A 16,650-nucleotide genomic window follows, 5' to 3' on the forward strand; every position below is an offset into this window, starting at 1 on the left:
TGCCGTTAATCATTTGTTACTAATTTTTAATTTCGGCGTAGTATGCAAGCCATGCAAGTTGTAACTGCCGAACAGGAGGGGTAATTGATCAGTAAATTAGATGAGTCGCTGCATTTTAATCAGACGGCGTTGAGTTTGCGTGGTGCGCGTCAGGAGTTGCTGGCGTCTAATATTGCCAATGCCGATACTCCGGGTTACAAAGCGCGAGATATTAATTTCGCCAGTGCTTTGCAAAACGCGCTGGCTGGTACTTCCGTGAAATTGCCGATGGCGACGAGTTCGGCGATGCATTTAGAAGGTAATGCTGGCGGACAGATTATGGGCGCTCCCGTGCAGTATCGTCGCCCGGACCAGCCTAGTGCTGATGGTAATACGGTTAATATGGATGTGGAACGCGCGCAGTTTGCAGACAATGCATTGCGCTATGAAGCCAGTGTGAAATTTACCGGCGATAAGTTGAAAGATATGCTCGCTGCGCTGCAAGGTTAATCTAAACGAGGGGGAAGACAATGTCTTTGTTTAATATTTTTAATGTCGCAGGTTCTGGTATGGCTGCGCAGTCCCAGCGCTTGAACGTGGTTGCGAGTAATCTCGCAAATGCGGACAGTACCACGGGAGCGGACGGCAAGCCTTATCGCGCCAAGCAGGTAGTGTTTTCTGCAACACCGATGGGTAGCACGGATGTGCAGGGCGTTAAGGTGGTGCGGGTTGCTGAAGACACTTCTCCTATGAAAATTGTCTATGATCCCAAACATCCGATGGCGGATGCTAAGGGGTATGTTTCGATGCCTAATGTGAACGTGGTCGATGAGATGGTCAATATGATTTCCGCTTCGCGCGCTTATCAGAATAATGTGGATGTGCTCAACACCTCTAAAACACTGTTGTTAAAGACGCTGACGATCGGGCAATAGCGAATTGGATTAACGATTGAAGATTAACGACTGATAGGAAAAATCATGGTTACTGCCACTACGAATGCAAGCAACACCAGTGCCGTTTTTGCCGCACTCAATGGAACTTCGAGTACTTCGACAGCGTCTGCGACGTCAGCGGCGGCGTCTCAGGATCGGTTTATGAAGCTGCTTGTGACTCAGTTGAAAAATCAGGATCCGCTCAATCCGATGGACAATGCTCAGATGACGTCCCAGATGGCGCAAATCAGTACGGTCAGCGGGATTGATAAACTTAATGCTACGCTTCAGGCATTGAGTGCCAGTATGACACCTAACCAGACTTTGCAGGCTGCGACGATGATCGGGCGTGGCGTGCTGGTGACGGGTAATGGCATGGATTTGAAAGCGGGTGTCGGGTTGGGGGGCTTCGAGCTTGCCTCGGCCGCCGAAAGTAACAAAGTCTCCGTGACGGATGCGTCAGGCGTACTGATTAGCACAATTGATCTGGGTGCGCAGCCCGCGGGGATCGTTAAGTTTCAATGGGACGGTAAAGATAGTGCCGGAAATGTGATGCCTGATGGACAATACACGTTTGCAGTCACGTCGACTCAGGCGAGCAACACGGTTGCTGCGACCGGGCTGGAATACGGTATTGTGGGAAGTGTGACGCAGGGTTCGCAGGGCGTGGAATTGAGCGTAGGGCAGATGCAGAAGGTCGCGTTGGCTCAAGTTAAACAAATTCTTTAAGGTCGGGAGAAAAACATGAGTTTTCAACAAGGATTGAGCGGATTAAATGGGGCGTCTAGGCATCTGGACACCATCGGAAATAACGTTGCTAATGCCAGTACGGTCGGCTTTAAACAGTCGCAGGCGCAATTCGCAGACATGTTTGCAGCGTCCCTGTCAGGTTCAGGCGCGATGCCGATTGGGACCGGCACGAAGCTTGTGGCTGTCGCTCAGCAGTTTACTCAGGGCAATATTACGAATACCAATAATCCTCTGGATACGGCTATTAGCGGACAGGGATTTTTTCGTCTAACTGATGCGGCAGGCGCTGTTTTATACAGTCGCAACGGTCAGTTTCAGGTCGATAAGACCGGTAATGTAGTCAATAATCAGGGGCATATCGTTTCAGGTTATCTGGCTGATGCGGCAGGTACAATCGTGAAACAGACCGTGCCGCTAAAAATTACCTCGACCAATCTCGCGCCGGTCATGACTACCACTACGACGGTGGGTGCCAATCTGGATTCTCGCGCCGCGGTACCCGCGACGGCGGCTTTCAGCACGATAGATCCGACTTCATATACCAGTTCGACGTCCCTATCGGTATTTGACAGCCTGGGCGCAAGTCACGTGGGAACCATGTATTTTGCGCGCCAGCCGATTGCAACTGTGGGGAATGGCTCATTTGCCGCTGCGGATACCGTGATGACGGTGGGATCGACGGTGGGGCTGGCTGTTGGTAACACGGTGACGCTGGCTGGTACGACTTATACAATAACCGGTGTGACCAATGCAACTACGCTTGCTGTGACGCCGGCCGCTGCGGGTGTTGTGGCAGCCGCAGCGGCAACAACCAATGCGCCTTCCAATTTGTGGAATACTTATCTGACGATAGACAATGTGCTGGTGCCGCCTATTGTGGCGCCTGCGACAACTGCTACACCATTTGCCACCTTGGGTTTTAGTCCTACGGGTACTTTAAGTACATTGACAGCGGGTGCGGGCTCGACGGCGGGCGCAACGCTGGGTAAAGTGACCACGCCTTCATTTAATCCTGTTTCAACGATCACGACGTCCCCTCAAACCATTACGTTTGATTTTAATTCGTTAGCTGCCGGTACGACTCAGTTTGGTGGTAATTTTGGTGTGAATACGCTGACACAGAATGGTTATACTTCGGGCCAGCTCAATTCAACCAGTACCGGTACCGACGGCACGATACTGGGACGTTATTCGAACGGTCAGTCCCGTGCGCTCGGGCAAATTACGCTGACCAATTTTATCAATCCGCAAGGTTTACAACCGGTTGGTAACAACGAGTGGGTGGAAACATCCGCTTCAGGTAGCCCTACGACGGGTACGCCGGGCTCGAGTAGTTTGGGGATGTTGCAAGCATCAGCAACAGAGGATTCCAACGTCGATCTGACGGCTGAACTGGTCAATATGATCACGGCACAACGCGTGTATCAGGCTAATGCGCAGACCATTAAGACGCAGGATTCACTGCTGCAAACAATCACAAGCTTAAGATAAACAGGTGAGTGGTAAGTGGTAGTCGGTCCGTGTGCTGCTCGGCAGATAAAAGGGGTTAGAAATGGATAAGTTAATCTATACCGCGATGACCGGTGCATCTCATGTGCTGCAGCAGCAAGCTGCGGTATCTGAGAATCTGGCAAATACCAACACGCCGGGATTTCGCGCGACGCTCAATACATTTCGCGCCGTGCCTCTGGTCGGTGAAGGATTGCCAACGCGCGCCTTTGTGGTCGATTCAACGGCGGGGTTCGATTTTACGCCTGCCGCTTTTCAGCCGACCGGGCGCTCTCTTGATGTCGCGGTCAACGGCACTGGTTGGTTGGCTGTTCAGGGGCCTGACGGTAAGGAGGCCTACACGCGCAATGGCAGTTTCCAGATCAGTTCCAGTGGTGTGTTGCAAACGCGTAACGGGCTTAATGTGTTGAGCGATTCGGGTCCGATCACCATTCCGCCCGGTACTCAGCTCACATTTGCTAAGGATGGCACGATTTCGACGGTTCCTGAAGGAAATCAGGCGACGTCGGTGGTGGTGGTCGGGCGCTTAAAGCTGGTGAATCCTGATGTCGCTAAGTTGGAGCGTAGCGGGGATGGTATGTTTCGCATGAAGGATGGTTCGACAGCACCTGCCGATGCTAAGACGGAAATTGCTCCGGGCAATCTTGAGGGGAGCAACGTGAGCACAGTCGAGATGATGGTCAATATGATTTCACTGGCACGTAAATTTGATATGCAGATGAAAATGCTGCAGACGGCGGATAACAATGCCAAGCAGGCAAGTTCGATAATGAGTATTGCAGGATAAGTAGCCAGTTGTAATTTTTTCGCTGCTATCAATATTTAAAGGAAAAAGTCATGATACGTTCTTTGTGGATTTCAAAAACCGGGCTGGATGCGCAGCAAACCCAGATGGATACAATCGCCAATAACTTGGCCAACGTCAGTACCAATGGGTTCAAACGTTCGCGCGCGGTATTCGAAGATTTGCTGTATCAGACGATTCGTCAGCCGGGCGCTCAGTCATCTCAGCAGACTCAGATTCCCTCTGGTTTGCAGATTGGTACTGGTGTCAGGCCCGTCGCTGCTGAGCGGATACATACGCAGGGTAATTTGCAGCAGACCGGTAATCAGCTGGATGTGGCAATTAACGGCAGTGGATTTTTTCAGGTGTTGATGCCGGACGGTTCAACCGGCTATACACGCGACGGTTCATTTCAGCGCGATGCTCAGGGACAAATGGTCACAGCAAGCGGTTTTCCCGTGCAACCTGCGATTTCGCTGCCGGCTAATGCCATTACCGTGACGATAGGACGGGATGGCGTGGTGTCGGTCACGCAGCCCGGTGTTGCAGCGCCCGTACAGGTGGGCAGCATGCAAGTGACGACTTTTATCAATCCGGCCGGTTTAATGGCTCAGGGTGAAAATCTTTATCAGGAAACGGCGTCCTCCGGCACGCCCAGCACCAATGTGCCCGGCACGAACGGCAGTGGTTTGCTGAGTCAGAATTACGTTGAAACTTCTAACGTCAATGTGGTCGAAGAGATGGTGAATATGATACAGACGCAACGCGCGTATGAAATCAATTCAAAATCGATCACCACCTCTGATCAGATGCTGCAAAAATTATCACAAATGTAATGGGTTTGTCGCATTTATCGGGAATGAGCGTCATGGCAGAGCAGTGGAGCAATAAAAAAATGGATGTCATTAGCCGGGTGTGTGGTCTGTTCTGTATCGCCATCTCGATCGCAGGTTGCAGCATTAGCACGCCACCAACCCGCATTCAGCAGCCGATGACGGTGAAACCTGTCAGGCCGGTGGTTGTAGTACCCGCAGACGGTGCGATTTTTCATGCCGGTATTAATGAACGTCCTTTGTTTGAGGATAAACGTGCGCGCAATGTCGGTGATATTCTGACCATCAATATTGCTGAAACGACCTCGGGGAGCCGCAAAGCCAGCGATGGTTCCACCAGCGCCAATTCCATTGCGGCAGGGACGCCGAGTGTGGGGCGTAATTATGCGGCGAACGGGGGGGCTGCGGCAGCACTCACTTCGCTTATCAATCCGATCTCAATTAACAGCAGCAGCAGTAATAAGACGGCAAGCTCGGGTAACGGCGCTGCGAGTGAGACGCTGACCGGGACGATTGCGGTCACGGTAATTGAAGTGCTGGCCAACGGTAACTTGCTGGTGAGCGGTGAAAAGCAAGTGGCGTTAAATCAAAACGAAGAGTTCATCCGTTTTTCCGGTGTGATCAATCCGGTGAGCATTTCCAACTTGAATGTGGTGCAGTCCAGCCAAGTTGCCGATGCGCATATCGAGTATAAAAATGCAGGCGCCATGAACCAGTTTATGAATGATGCGAGTTCGCTGGGATTTCTCGGGCGCTTCTTCATGTCGGTGCTGCCGTTCTAGAAGCAGGATAGAGGTTTAACGGATGAAAAAAATTATTGCTGTGCTTTTGTTGCTGTTGCCATTTACAGCCTTCGCAGATCGCATTAAAGATGTGGCGAGCATTCAGGGCGTACGGGACAACCAATTGCTAGGCTATGGTTTGGTCGTGGGGTTGGATGGCAGCGGCGATCAGACGACGCAAACGCCTTTTACGGTGCAGAGCATCATCAGCATGCTCTCGCAAATGGGCGTGAATCTACCGCAGGGGACGAGTTTGCAGCTCAAAAACGTCGCGGCCGTAATGGTGACGGCTAGTTTGCCGCCATTTTCAAAACCAGGTCAAACGATCGATGTGACCGCTTCCTCCATGGGTAACGCCAAAAGTTTGCGCGGCGGGACGTTATTGATGACGCCGCTCAAAGGTGCCGATGGTCAAGTCTATGCGATGGCGCAGGGCAATGTGCTGGTGGGCGGCGTGGGAGCTTCTGCGGGCGGGGCCTCCGTACAGGTCAATCATTTGAGTGTGGGGCGTGTGCCGGCCGGTGCGACGGTTGAGCGAGCTGTGCCGACGTTATTAGGGCAGGGCGAGTTTATTCACCTTGAATTGCGCAGCAATGATTTTACAACTGCGACACGCATCGTTGATGTGATTAACAGTCAAATAGCCCCCGATATCGCCGTAGCACAGGATGGGCGGATGATAGAGGTGCGTGCACCGCAGGGGAATGGCCTGGTCGCCTTTATTTCCAGAATTGAGAACCTTGAAATTAACCAAGCGCAAGGGATTGCCAAAGTGATCATCAATGCGCGCACGGGTTCGATTGTGATGAATCAGGCGGTCACGCTCGATGCTTGTGCGGTCGCGCACGGCAATCTGACGGTGGTGATCAATACCGACAGTACAGCCAGTCAGCCTAACGCGCGTTCAGACGGCAGAACGGTAGTTACCGATAAAACCACGATTGATGTCAAAAGCGATAAGGGGGGGCTGGTGGAGCTGTCCAAAGGTGTATCTTTAAGCGAGGTGGTCAAGGCGTTGAATGCCATTGGTGCAACGCCGCAGGATTTGCTGGCCATTTTGCAGGCGATGAAGTCATCAGGCGCGCTGCATGCCGAGTTGGAGGTGATCTAAATGGCAAGCCAAGTCAATGCCGCTGCGAGTCTGGCAATCGATGGACAATCGCTCGCACAATTAAAGGCGCAGGCGAAAAGTTCACCGGATCAGGCACTCAAAGTCGCCGCGCAGCAGTTTGAGTCGGTATTCATGAACATGATGCTCAAAAGCATGCGCGATGCCACGCCGCAGGACGGCATGATGGACAGCGATCAGACGCGGATGTTTACCGGCATGCTCGATCAGCAATTGTCGCAGAGCATGTCAAGCAAAGGGATTGGTTTGGCCGATATGCTGGTCAAGCAGTTGAGCCGGACAGGTTTAACGATGCCCCAGACTATCACACCGGGTACTCAGCCATCAGCGCAGGCGCCAAAGTCTCAGCCGGCAATTGCTCCTCTCGCACCCGCTGCTGTACCATCCGCATTCAATGCGAGTACGCAGCAGGAGTTTGTCAGTAAGATGCTGCCGCATGCCATACAGGCCAGTCAGTCGAGTGGAGTCCCGCCGCAATTGATTATGGGGCAGGCAGCGCTGGAGAGCGGCTGGGGAAAACGTGAGATTGCGATGCCCGATGGCAGCAGCAGCTACAATCTGTTCGGTATTAAAGCCAATGGCGCCTGGCACGGGAAAGTGGCTGACGTGATGACCACCGAGTATAAAAATGGCGTCGCGATACATCAAGTCGAGAAGTTTCGCGCCTATTCCTCTTACACGGAAGCCTTTAATGATTATGCAGGCATGATGAGCAACAATCCGCGTTATGCCGGTGTGATGCAGCAATCAAATAGTCCGGCAGGGATGGCGCAGGCGTTGCAAAAGTCAGGTTATGCAACGGATCCAAAATATGCCGAAAAGCTGGTTAGCGTGATGAAGCAGATGAATTTGGGCTAATCTCCTAAAGGTTTTGCAGGCTGTGCCGATATACTGAATGTACGAGTCGGTAGGTTGCCAAGGGGAATATCATGGGAAGCAATATATATAGCGCGTCACTGAGCGGGATGAATGCCGCCCAGTTTGCTTTGAGCACGACACAGCACAACATCGCCAACGCCAATACGCCCGGTTATTCACGGCAGACTATGCTGGTCAACTCTCGTGCAGCGCAGGCGACGGGCGCCGGTTTTGTAGGTCAAGGGGTCGACGTGACCGGTGTGGTGCGAAATTACGATCAATTTTTGACCACTCAGGTTCGCCAGGAGCAGACACAGGCAAGCTACCTATCTACTTATCTCACATCGATGAAGCAGATTGATAATATGGTGGCTGATCCGGCCGCTGGCGTCTCGCCTGCGATACAGAATTTCTTTAATGCTACCAATGCGTTAGCCAGTAATCCTGAATCTATTCCTGCCAGGCAGACGGTGCTGAGTACCGCTGAGGCAACGGTAAACCGTTTTCAGGCGATGGATCAGCGACTGACAGATATTTCTAATAGTTTGACTACGCAGATCGCCAGCAGCGTACAAACGGTGAATACCTATGCCACGCAAATCGCAACGCTTAATAACAGTATAAAAAGTGCGATTGCTACGGCGCAAGGGCAACAACCAAATGACTTGCTCGATCAGCGTGACCAGCTGGTTAATCTGCTGAATAAAGAAATTAAAGTCTCGACCCAGCAGCAAACGGATGGGTCGATGAGTGTCTTCGTTGGTAACGGGCAGGCTTTAGTCGTCGGCGATCAGGCAATGGCATTGCAGGTGGTGCAAAATCCGGCAGATCCCTCCAAGGTGGATGTAGCCTACTTGAATAACGGTAAATCGGTCACCATGCAGCAAAGCAGTTTGCAGGGTGGCAATCTCGGTGCTTATCTGACTTTTCGGGATCAGAGTCTGGAGCCTGCGCGTAATGCGCTCGGACGCGTGGCGCTGGGTTTGGCAACTAATATCAATCAGCAGAATCAAATGGGCCTGGATTTGAACGGCGCATTAGGTGCGAGTATCTTTAAAGATGTTCTGCCGCGTGTGGATAAAGGCTTGAATAATGCCGGTGCAGGTGTTTTGACAGCAACCATTTCAAATATGGCAGCGGTGACCACCAGCGATTATCAGCTTAAATTCGATGGCGCGAATTATACGATGACGCGGATGGCTGATAATCAGCTCACTAATTTGGGAACTGCAGCATCCGTTATGCCGCTCACTCAGGTCGTGGATGGCGTGAGCGTTGTTATTCCTGCCGGCATGTTCGCCGGTGATAGTTTTTTGATTCGTCCTGTGGCTAATGCAGCGCGTGATATGGGGGTGCTGACCACTGATCCGACTAAATTAGCAACCGCGGCACCCATGATCAGTACGACGGCGACAACTAATACGGGTACCGGTGTGATTACGGCGGGTTCTGTGAATACACCTCTGCCGCTGAATGCCAATTTACAGGTGCCGGTGACCATTACCTTTACCAGTGCAACGTCTTACACCGTTACGGGGGCTTTGCCCGCTGTGGCAGGTGCAGTCGCTTACACGGAAGGTGTGCCGATTACCTATAACGGATGGACAGCAACGATTACCGGTACGCCTGCCGCAGGTGATGTGTTTAACGTGAAGTCCAATACGACCGCGACGGGGGATAATCGCAACGCATTGCTGATGGCTGCATTGCAAACGCAAAACCTGCTGGCAAGCAGTGGCGGGGTGGGGGCTAATGCGACGACCAATTTGCAAGGCGCCTATAGCCAGTTTGTAGGTTCAATCGGTGCTAAGACTCAGGAGTTATTGGTGACCAGTACGGCGCAGGATGCCATGGTGACTCAGACCGTAGCGACCCAGCAGTCGGTTTCCGGTGTGAATCTGGATGAGGAGGCGGCCAATTTGTTGCGTTACCAGCGCGCTTATCAGGCAGCGGCTAAGGCGATGCAAATTGCTAATACCATGTTTGACTCGCTGTTGACTTTAGGAAGGTAGGTGTGTGATGCGTATCAGCTCTAATACAATATTCGACAATAACGTGGCCACCTTGGGTGCGCAGCAGGCGCGGCTTGTGCAGACGCAGCAGCAAATCGCCAGTGGTAGGCGACTTCTGACGGCGGCCAGCGATCCTGTCGCGGCGACTCGTGCCTTGGATGTCACGCAGGCCGATGCGATTAATACCCAGCAAACAGCGAATCGCGGTACTGTTAAAGACCCTTTGTCAATTTCGGAGAGCACACTGGCGAGCGTCACCTTGCTGCTACAGGATGTCAGAACCGCCGCCGTAGCTGCCGGAAATGCTACGCTAACAAACACCGACAGGGCAACGATAGGAAAAAACCTGAATGGGCGCTTGCAAGAATTGATCGGGCTTGCTAATAGCACGGATGGCAGCGGTAACGCCTTGTATGCGGGGTTTCAGTCCAAAACAACGCCCTTTGTTGCATCAACCGCTGGTGTGGTGAGTTATCAGGGGGATGACGGGCAGCGTCTGGTGCAGGTGGATCCCGGACGGCAGATTGCGGCAAATGACAGCGGTGCTGATGTGTTCATGCGCATTAAGGACGGAAACGGGACATTTGCGACTCAGGCTTTAGCGACGAATACCGGTGGCGGTATCATCAGTGCCGGATCGGTTCTAAATCCTGCCGCGTTGACGGGAAATGCTTACAGTGTAAGTTTTGCGGTGGCGGCTGGAGCAACAACTTACAGTGTGACCAACACAACGACTGGGGTGCCGGTGGCGGGTATGACGGCGCAGCCCTACACGTCCGGTCAGGCCATCTCTTTTGACGGGTTGCAGTTTAATATGCAGGGTGCTCCGGCTAACGGTGACAGTTTTACGGTTAAACCCAGTGCAAATCAGAGTGTATTTAAAACGCTCTCTGATTTAATCACCACCCTGAGTACGCCATTATCAGGTGCGAATGTGTCCAATGGTCTCGCGAGCGGGATTGTGAATGTTGATAATGCGCTGAGCAATGTGTTGAACACGCGATCCTCTATCGGTGCACGTCTCAATGAAATTGATTCTTTGCAGGCATCAGGTGACAGCATCGGTGTGCAGTTAAAGCAGAGTTTATCTGCCCTGCAAGATACCGATTACAACAAAGCGATCAGCGATTTGAACCAGCAGCAGACTACCTTGCAGGCAGCACAAAAATCTTTTGCTCAGGTGTCCAATTTGTCCATGTTTACCTACATGTAATTTGATGTAGTCTCGCCAGAGGGCATCCCTTCTGGCGATATTTCTTTCGTTGAAAAGCTGCTATTCGGGTTAAACTCTCGCCTGAAATCTGTCCATCCTTTTAAATTCGCTTTAAATCCAGAGAATTATTCGCTATGCGTGAAGAGCCCGTATTCAAAATTAAAACAGGCAATCTGTCTGTGTTGCAGTTGCACATTCTGACCACCAATCTGTCCGACCTGAAACGCGAATTGTCAGTACGGCTGGCACAAACGCCAGACTTCTTTGTTAGCACGCCTATTGTGCTTGAACTATCGGGCATTGCTGAACTGGAGCAGGGGCTGGATTTTGTAAATCTGGTATCGTTTATGCAAAGTCATGGCATGTGTGCGGCAGGTATCGTAGGCGGTTCCGTTGGGCAGCGTGAGGATGCCATTCAGGCAGGTCTCGGCATTTTCCCCGATGTGGTTGTCAGAAACCCGATGCGCAGAGCTACCGATGATCCGTTCTCGGTTACGGGTGTCTATGTCGCTGCAACGCCAGCGCCAGTTGCCTCTCCTTTGCAACCCGAACTGCCTGGGTTTGAACCGACTCTTGAGGCTGTCAGTGAGGTGTCGACAGCGTCAGTAAAACCTATGCCAACCATGGTGATCGATAAACCCGTCCGCACCGGGCAGCGTATCTATGCGGAAGGCGCTAATCTGGTTGTGCTGGCTATCGTAAACGCCGGTGCCGAGTTAATTGCGGATGGCGATATTCACGTTTATGCGCCGATGCGCGGTAAAGCGATCGCCGGCGCACAAGGCAATGAAGCTGCGCGGATTTTTGTTAACAGCATGGAGGCGGAGTTGTTGTCGATTGCCGGTTGTTTTAAGGTTTTTGAAGACGGCGTGCCGGAAAATGTCAGCGCGAAACCGGCTCGTGTACACCTTGACGGGTCGCGTTTAGTGATTCAACCGCTCAATTACTGACGCGAAGGTATTGGTTTTCGCGCTTTTCGCGTAAAATGAGCGACTTAATATAAATTGTTCAGGAAAATGAAACGTGGCTAAAGTTATTGTGGTTACTTCGGGCAAAGGTGGCGTGGGAAAAACGACGACCAGTGCCAGTTTCTCAAGCGGTCTGGCAATGCGCGGCAATAGAACCGTCGTAATCGATTTTGACGTAGGCTTACGTAATCTCGATCTGATCATGGGCTGTGAGCGTCGTGTCGTGTATGACATCATCAATGTCATCAACGGTGAGGTGACCCTCAAGCAGGCGCTGATCAAAGATAAAAATTGCGATAACCTGTATATCCTGCCCGCTTCTCAGACGCGCGACAAGGATGCACTGAATTTGGAAGGCGTTGAACGTATTCTGGATGAGCTTAAGGAAAGCTTTGATTTTATCGTCTGCGATTCACCCGCAGGTATCGAGTCCGGTGCCTTCACAGCGATGTATTTTGCAGATGAAGCGCTGGTGGTCACGAATCCTGAAGTCTCTTCAGTGCGCGATTCAGACCGTATTTTAGGGATACTCGCTGCGAAATCAAAACGCGCGGTAGAGGGTTTGGAACCGGTTAAAGAGCATTTGCTGGTGACGCGCTACGATCCGAAACGGGTTAATACAGGCGCCATGTTGTCGGTAGTTGATATCCAGGAAATTTTGCGTATCCCTCTGCTGGGCGTGATTCCTGAATCGGAGTCTGTTTTGCAAGCATCCAATGCGGGTACACCTGCCATCCATTTGGATAAGAGCGATGTGGCCGAAGCGTACCGGGATGTCGTGGGGCGCTTTATGGGCGAAGATCTGCCTATGCGTTTTATCAACGAAAAAGCCGGGTTCTTTAAACGTCTGCTGGGAGGTCATTAACATGTCAATGATTGCTGGTCTGATTGACTACCTGCGCGGTAACGAGAAAAAATCTGCGGTCGTTGCCAAGGAGCGACTGCAAATTATTTTGGCTCATGAGCGTGCCGGACGCGGTACTGCAACGCCAGATTATTTGCCCGCGCTTCAAGAGGAATTGATGGCGGTGATTGCCAAATATATCCATATCGATCGCGACTCATTCAAAGTTCAGCTCGAAAAGCACGATCAATACGATGTGCTGGAACTGAACATCACTCTGCCTGACAAGATCAACAGTCGAGTCTGATAGGTCTCGCTCTCAGGGAGGCGGTAATTTAACCAGTTTGAGGGCGGTCGCTAAGCCTTCTGTGGTCATTCTGTCGAGCATAGGCGCAAGATAGGGCAGCGATAGGCTCAGTACAAAGAACCCGACTGTAAGCGTAATCGGGAAACCGATTGCAAACGGATTTAACTGTTGCGCGGCACGCGTCATGATGCCGAGGGCTAGGTTGGTGATCAGCAGTGCGGCCAGCAGCGGCATGGATAGTTGTAAGCCGTATGCGAATATCGTCGCGCCCCATTGAGCTGCAGTATAAAAACTTTTAGTTGCCATCATTTGCCCCACGGGCAGGGTATGAAAACTTTCTGTGACGAGGGCGAGCAGCATCAAGTGTCCGTTCATCGACAGGAAGGCGAGCGTGGCGATAATGCCCATGAATTGCGCGGTGACGGTGGAAGAACTGGCACTTTGCGGATTATAAAAACTCGCAAATCCCAATCCCATTTGCAGACCTGAAAATTCCCCAGCCATTTCTACCGCAGTAAACACGATGCGCATGGTAAATCCCATGGATACACCGATAATGATCTGCTGAACCATAATTAGCAGGCTTTGCGGCGAACCTAATGGGATGTCCGGCATCGGGGCCAGCGTTGGTGCGATGACGATCGCCATGAGCACGGACAGGCCTATTTTGACACGTGCCGGAACTTGTTTGTTGCCTAGAATCGGCGCGCTGGATATCATCGCCAGCAATCGTACCATTGGATAGAGCAGGGTAGAGAGCCAGATGTCGAGTTGTGCGCTGGTGACGCTAAGCACGAATCAGCCCTGTATCCCGAATCCTGAATCCTGACATCATCCTACCATCCATGGAATGTTGCCATACAGGCGCCGGATGAAATCAACCATCATCGTCACCATCCAGGGGCCTGCAATGACTAGGACGACGAAGATTCCTACCAGTTTCGGAATGAATGACAGGGTTTGCTCATTGATTTGAGTGGCTGCCTGAAAGATGCTCACCACAAGGCCAATCGCGAGCGCACTGAGCAACAGCGGGGCTGATAACAGCAGGGTGAGTTCGATGGCCTGCTGACCTAGCGTCATGACTGATTCGGGTGTCATTGGAGGTTCTCCTAGGTGTAAAAGCTTTGCGCCAGTGAGCCGATGAGCAGGTTCCATCCATCAGCTAAAACGAACAACATAATCTTGAAGGGGAGCGAGATGATAGAGGGGGAGAGCATCATCATTCCCATCGACATCAGGATGCTTGCCACCACCATATCGATGATCAGAAATGGAATAAATACGACGAAGCCGATCTGAAAGGCGGTTTTTAATTCGCTGGTTACGTAGGCCGGGACTAGGAGTCGCATCGGGACTTCTTCTGCACTTTGTAACTCGTCGCTGTTGGAGATTTTAACGAACAGTGCTAAATCGGCCTGACGTGTCTGGCGTAACATGAAGGTCTTGAGTGGAATGACGCCTTTTTCAACAGCCTCTTGCAGTTCAATCCGATTTTCGCTGTAGGGTAAATAAGCGTCGGTGTAAATTTTATCGAATACCGGCGACATGATGAAAAATGTCAGGAACAGCGACAGGCCGATCAGTACCTGATTGGGGGGCGAGGCCTGAGTGCCCAGCGCGGAGCGCAACATGCTGAGCACAATGATAATGCGTGTGAAGGAGGTCATCATCAGCAGCATCGCCGGCAAGAAACTCAAGGAGGTGAGTATTAGCAGCGTTTGCAGGCTTAGGCTGTAGGATTGGCCGCCGCCTGCCGCAGCCTTGCTGGTGATTGCAGGCACCGCCAGATCAGCAGCCCATATGCCGTGGCTTAATACGAGTCCTGCCGCACCGAGTAACAGTAACAGACTACGGCGCATTGCCATTTCCGTTGCGCGGTTTAATGATGGATGAGAGCAGGCTGGCAAATTTGTTATCCGGTGTTCCTGTTGAACCTGATGTTGTTAAGTCCTGCAGTTCGTCTGTTTTTGGCAGCGTGTGCAACGTGCGTATCTGGCCCGGGCCTACACCGATCAGCACCCAAGTGTCGTCTACTTCGATCATGACGACACGTTCGCGTTGCCCAATCGCGATGCTGCCGACGACTTTGAGTAGGTTGCCGGTGCCGTGCTGCGCAATATTCATGCGTTTGAGCAACCATGCGATGGTCATGATGACGGCCAGTACCAGCAGCAGGCTAAAGCTAATTTGCAGCAGACTCCCGGAACTGCTGGGAACGGGCGGCGTGTAGGCAGGTCGTGCAATTTCCGCTGCGATGGCGGCATTCGAGTAGATCAGCGCGACGAGAATGGATAGGAGGGCTGGCATATCAAGTTAACGATTGATGCGTCGCAGACGCTCGGAGGGGGTCGTGATATCGGTCAGACGGATGCCGAGCTTGTCGTTGACAACCACAACCTCGCCTTGTGCGATCAAAAATCCATTGATCATGACATCCAGCGGTTCGCCGGCCATACCGGATAATTCGACGACCGAACCTTGCGCCAGTTGTAACAGATTTTTGATGGGCATTTTGGTGCGACCCAGTTCAACGGTCAGTTGCACCGGAATGTCCAGAATCATGTCCAGATCATTGGGGGTGGCCGCCGAACCGGCTGCGCCAAATTTTTCGAATACATGGGCTTTGCCAGCGGCAGGAGGCGCTTCCTGTTCAGCCATTGCAGCGGCCCAGTCGTCCGTACCAGTAGAGGCTTCGGCTGTCGCCTGCTCTGACATGGCTGCGCCCCAATCATCCGCGGTGATGGCAGTTTCATCAGGCATGTTGTTCTCCTTCGTTGGTAGTCAGCATTTTTACAATTTTGAGTGCGTATTGATTATTGAATACGCCATACTTGCATTCCATGATAGGAACACCATCAATTGAAGCAGTAATGTTTTCATCGACATTCAGTGGTATCACATCACCCACGCGCATTTTCAATACTCTTTCCAGCGTGATATTGGCCTGGCCTAGCGTGGCGGCCAGTTCGATTTCAGCACATTGAACCTGACGTGATAGCAGTTGCAACCAGCGTTTATCTACCGCAAGATGTTCGCCCTGAATATTGTTGAACAGTAAGTCCTTGACAGGTTCTAGCGTTGAGTAAGGCATGCAGATGTGAAATGCCCCGCCGTTTCCGCCTAATTCAATGTCGAAGGTGGTCACAATGACGACCTCGTTGGGCGTCGCAATGTTGGCGAATTGCGGGTTCATCTCCGAACGCACAAATTCAAATTCTAGCGGATAGACGGTTTCCCATGCTTTTGCATAGGTTTCAAATACCACGGCCAGCATTTTTTGGATGATGCGTTGCTCCGTCTGGGTAAATTCTCGCCCTTCGACCCGAGTATGAAAACGACCGTCACCGCCGAACATGTTGTCAACGACCAGAAATACTAGATTCGGGTCGAAAATAAACAGCCCATTGCCGCGCAGCGGTTTGGGCTGGATGATGTTCAGATTGGTGGGGACGGCCAGATTGCGAACAAACTCTCCGAACTTGAGTACACGAACGGGGCCCACCGATATTTCAGGCGTGCGGCGAATAAAATTGAATAAGCCAATGCGGAACAGGCGTGCAAAACGCTCGTTGATAATTTCCATCGTGGGCATACGCCCACGCACGATGCGTTCCTGTGACGCTAAATTATATGGGCGAATCTCTCCGACATCCGCTTCCGGATGTGCTTTTTCATCCTCTGTTTCGCCGTTGACCCCTTTGAGCAGGGAGTCAACTTCGTCCTGAGAGAGAAATTCGCTCATGT

20 protein-coding genes are annotated in these 16,650 nt (G+C 51.8%); 14 read left to right on the forward strand and 6 right to left on the reverse strand.

The window, feature by feature from the left end:
* The first annotated feature begins 84 nt into the window (after positions 1-84).
* The 14 genes from flgB (at position 85) to minE (ending at position 12,903) form a co-directional block, all read left to right on the forward strand.
* Positions 85-489 (forward strand): flagellar basal body rod protein FlgB, encoded by a 405-nt coding sequence (gene flgB, locus GALF_RS05195; RefSeq protein ID WP_013293013.1) that lies wholly within the window; start codon positions 85-87, stop codon positions 487-489.
* Between the two features lie 20 nt (positions 490-509).
* Complete coding sequence (flgC, locus tag GALF_RS05200) at positions 510-914, forward strand: flagellar basal body rod protein FlgC (protein WP_013293014.1); 405 nt, start codon at positions 510-512, stop codon at positions 912-914.
* A 45-nt stretch (positions 915-959) separates the two neighbouring features.
* Complete coding sequence (locus GALF_RS05205) at positions 960-1,643, forward strand: flagellar hook assembly protein FlgD (RefSeq protein ID WP_013293015.1); 684 nt, start codon at positions 960-962, stop codon at positions 1,641-1,643.
* Between the two features lie 15 nt (positions 1,644-1,658).
* Positions 1,659-3,155: a flagellar hook protein FlgE gene (gene flgE / locus GALF_RS05210; RefSeq protein ID WP_013293016.1), complete on the forward strand. Its 1,497-nt coding sequence runs from the start codon at positions 1,659-1,661 to the stop codon at positions 3,153-3,155.
* A 61-nt stretch (positions 3,156-3,216) separates the two neighbouring features.
* A complete protein-coding gene (gene flgF, locus GALF_RS05215; RefSeq protein ID WP_013293017.1) occupies positions 3,217-3,960 on the forward strand; it encodes a flagellar basal-body rod protein FlgF in 744 nt (247 codons plus the stop codon).
* Between the two features lie 50 nt (positions 3,961-4,010).
* Positions 4,011-4,793 (forward strand): flagellar basal-body rod protein FlgG, encoded by a 783-nt coding sequence (flgG, locus tag GALF_RS05220; RefSeq protein WP_013293018.1) that lies wholly within the window; start codon positions 4,011-4,013, stop codon positions 4,791-4,793.
* A gap of 32 nt (positions 4,794-4,825) precedes the next feature.
* Complete coding sequence (locus GALF_RS05225) at positions 4,826-5,572, forward strand: flagellar basal body L-ring protein FlgH (protein ID WP_223293734.1); 747 nt, start codon at positions 4,826-4,828, stop codon at positions 5,570-5,572.
* A 22-nt stretch (positions 5,573-5,594) separates the two neighbouring features.
* Positions 5,595-6,683, forward strand: a complete 1,089-nt coding sequence (locus GALF_RS05230) for a flagellar basal body P-ring protein FlgI (RefSeq protein ID WP_013293020.1) — start codon at positions 5,595-5,597, stop codon at positions 6,681-6,683.
* Positions 6,684-7,559, forward strand: a complete 876-nt coding sequence (gene flgJ / locus GALF_RS05235; protein WP_013293021.1) for a flagellar assembly peptidoglycan hydrolase FlgJ — start codon at positions 6,684-6,686, stop codon at positions 7,557-7,559.
* Between the two features lie 71 nt (positions 7,560-7,630).
* On the forward strand, positions 7,631-9,571 hold the full coding sequence (gene flgK, locus GALF_RS05240; RefSeq protein WP_013293022.1) for a flagellar hook-associated protein FlgK: 1,941 nt from the start codon (positions 7,631-7,633) through the stop codon (positions 9,569-9,571).
* A 7-nt stretch (positions 9,572-9,578) separates the two neighbouring features.
* Entirely contained in the window at positions 9,579-10,784 is a 1,206-nt protein-coding gene (gene flgL, locus GALF_RS05245) for a flagellar hook-associated protein FlgL (RefSeq protein WP_013293023.1), read from the forward strand.
* A gap of 134 nt (positions 10,785-10,918) precedes the next feature.
* On the forward strand, positions 10,919-11,734 hold the full coding sequence (gene minC, locus GALF_RS05250; RefSeq protein WP_013293024.1) for a septum site-determining protein MinC: 816 nt from the start codon (positions 10,919-10,921) through the stop codon (positions 11,732-11,734).
* 73 nt (positions 11,735-11,807) lie between these two features.
* Positions 11,808-12,617 (forward strand): septum site-determining protein MinD, encoded by an 810-nt coding sequence (gene minD / locus GALF_RS05255; protein WP_013293025.1) that lies wholly within the window; start codon positions 11,808-11,810, stop codon positions 12,615-12,617.
* Position 12,618: 1 nt separating this feature from the next.
* On the forward strand, positions 12,619-12,903 hold the full coding sequence (minE, locus tag GALF_RS05260; protein ID WP_013293026.1) for a cell division topological specificity factor MinE: 285 nt from the start codon (positions 12,619-12,621) through the stop codon (positions 12,901-12,903).
* A 12-nt stretch (positions 12,904-12,915) separates the two neighbouring features.
* Here minE and fliR read toward each other — a convergent pair whose 3' ends face one another.
* From fliR to fliM, 6 genes are read right to left on the reverse strand one after another with little or no spacing between them, the layout of a single operon-like run.
* A complete protein-coding gene (gene fliR / locus GALF_RS05265) occupies positions 12,916-13,698 on the reverse strand; it encodes a flagellar biosynthetic protein FliR (RefSeq protein ID WP_013293027.1) in 783 nt (260 codons plus the stop codon).
* Between the two features lie 36 nt (positions 13,699-13,734).
* Positions 13,735-14,004 (reverse strand): flagellar biosynthesis protein FliQ, encoded by a 270-nt coding sequence (gene fliQ / locus GALF_RS05270; RefSeq protein WP_013293028.1) that lies wholly within the window; start codon positions 14,002-14,004, stop codon positions 13,735-13,737.
* Positions 14,005-14,015: 11 nt separating this feature from the next.
* Positions 14,016-14,765 (reverse strand): flagellar type III secretion system pore protein FliP, encoded by a 750-nt coding sequence (gene fliP, locus GALF_RS05275; protein WP_013293029.1) that lies wholly within the window; start codon positions 14,763-14,765, stop codon positions 14,016-14,018.
* Positions 14,755-15,213, reverse strand: a complete 459-nt coding sequence (gene fliO / locus GALF_RS05280) for a flagellar biosynthetic protein FliO (protein WP_013293030.1) — start codon at positions 15,211-15,213, stop codon at positions 14,755-14,757. Before fliO ends, fliP begins: the two co-directional genes overlap by 11 nt.
* 6 nt (positions 15,214-15,219) lie before the next feature.
* Positions 15,220-15,666: a flagellar motor switch protein FliN gene (fliN, locus tag GALF_RS05285; protein ID WP_013293031.1), complete on the reverse strand. Its 447-nt coding sequence runs from the start codon at positions 15,664-15,666 to the stop codon at positions 15,220-15,222.
* The gene (gene fliM / locus GALF_RS05290) at positions 15,659-16,648 is read right to left on the reverse strand and encodes a flagellar motor switch protein FliM (RefSeq protein ID WP_013293032.1); all 990 of its coding nucleotides are present in this window, start codon (positions 16,646-16,648) and stop codon (positions 15,659-15,661) included. The genes fliN and fliM overlap by 8 nt, the downstream gene beginning before the upstream one ends.
* Positions 16,649-16,650: the final 2 nt, after the last annotated feature.

It is taken from the genome of Gallionella capsiferriformans ES-2 (genome assembly GCF_000145255.1).
GTDB lineage: Bacteria > Pseudomonadota > Gammaproteobacteria > Burkholderiales > Gallionellaceae > Gallionella > Gallionella capsiferriformans.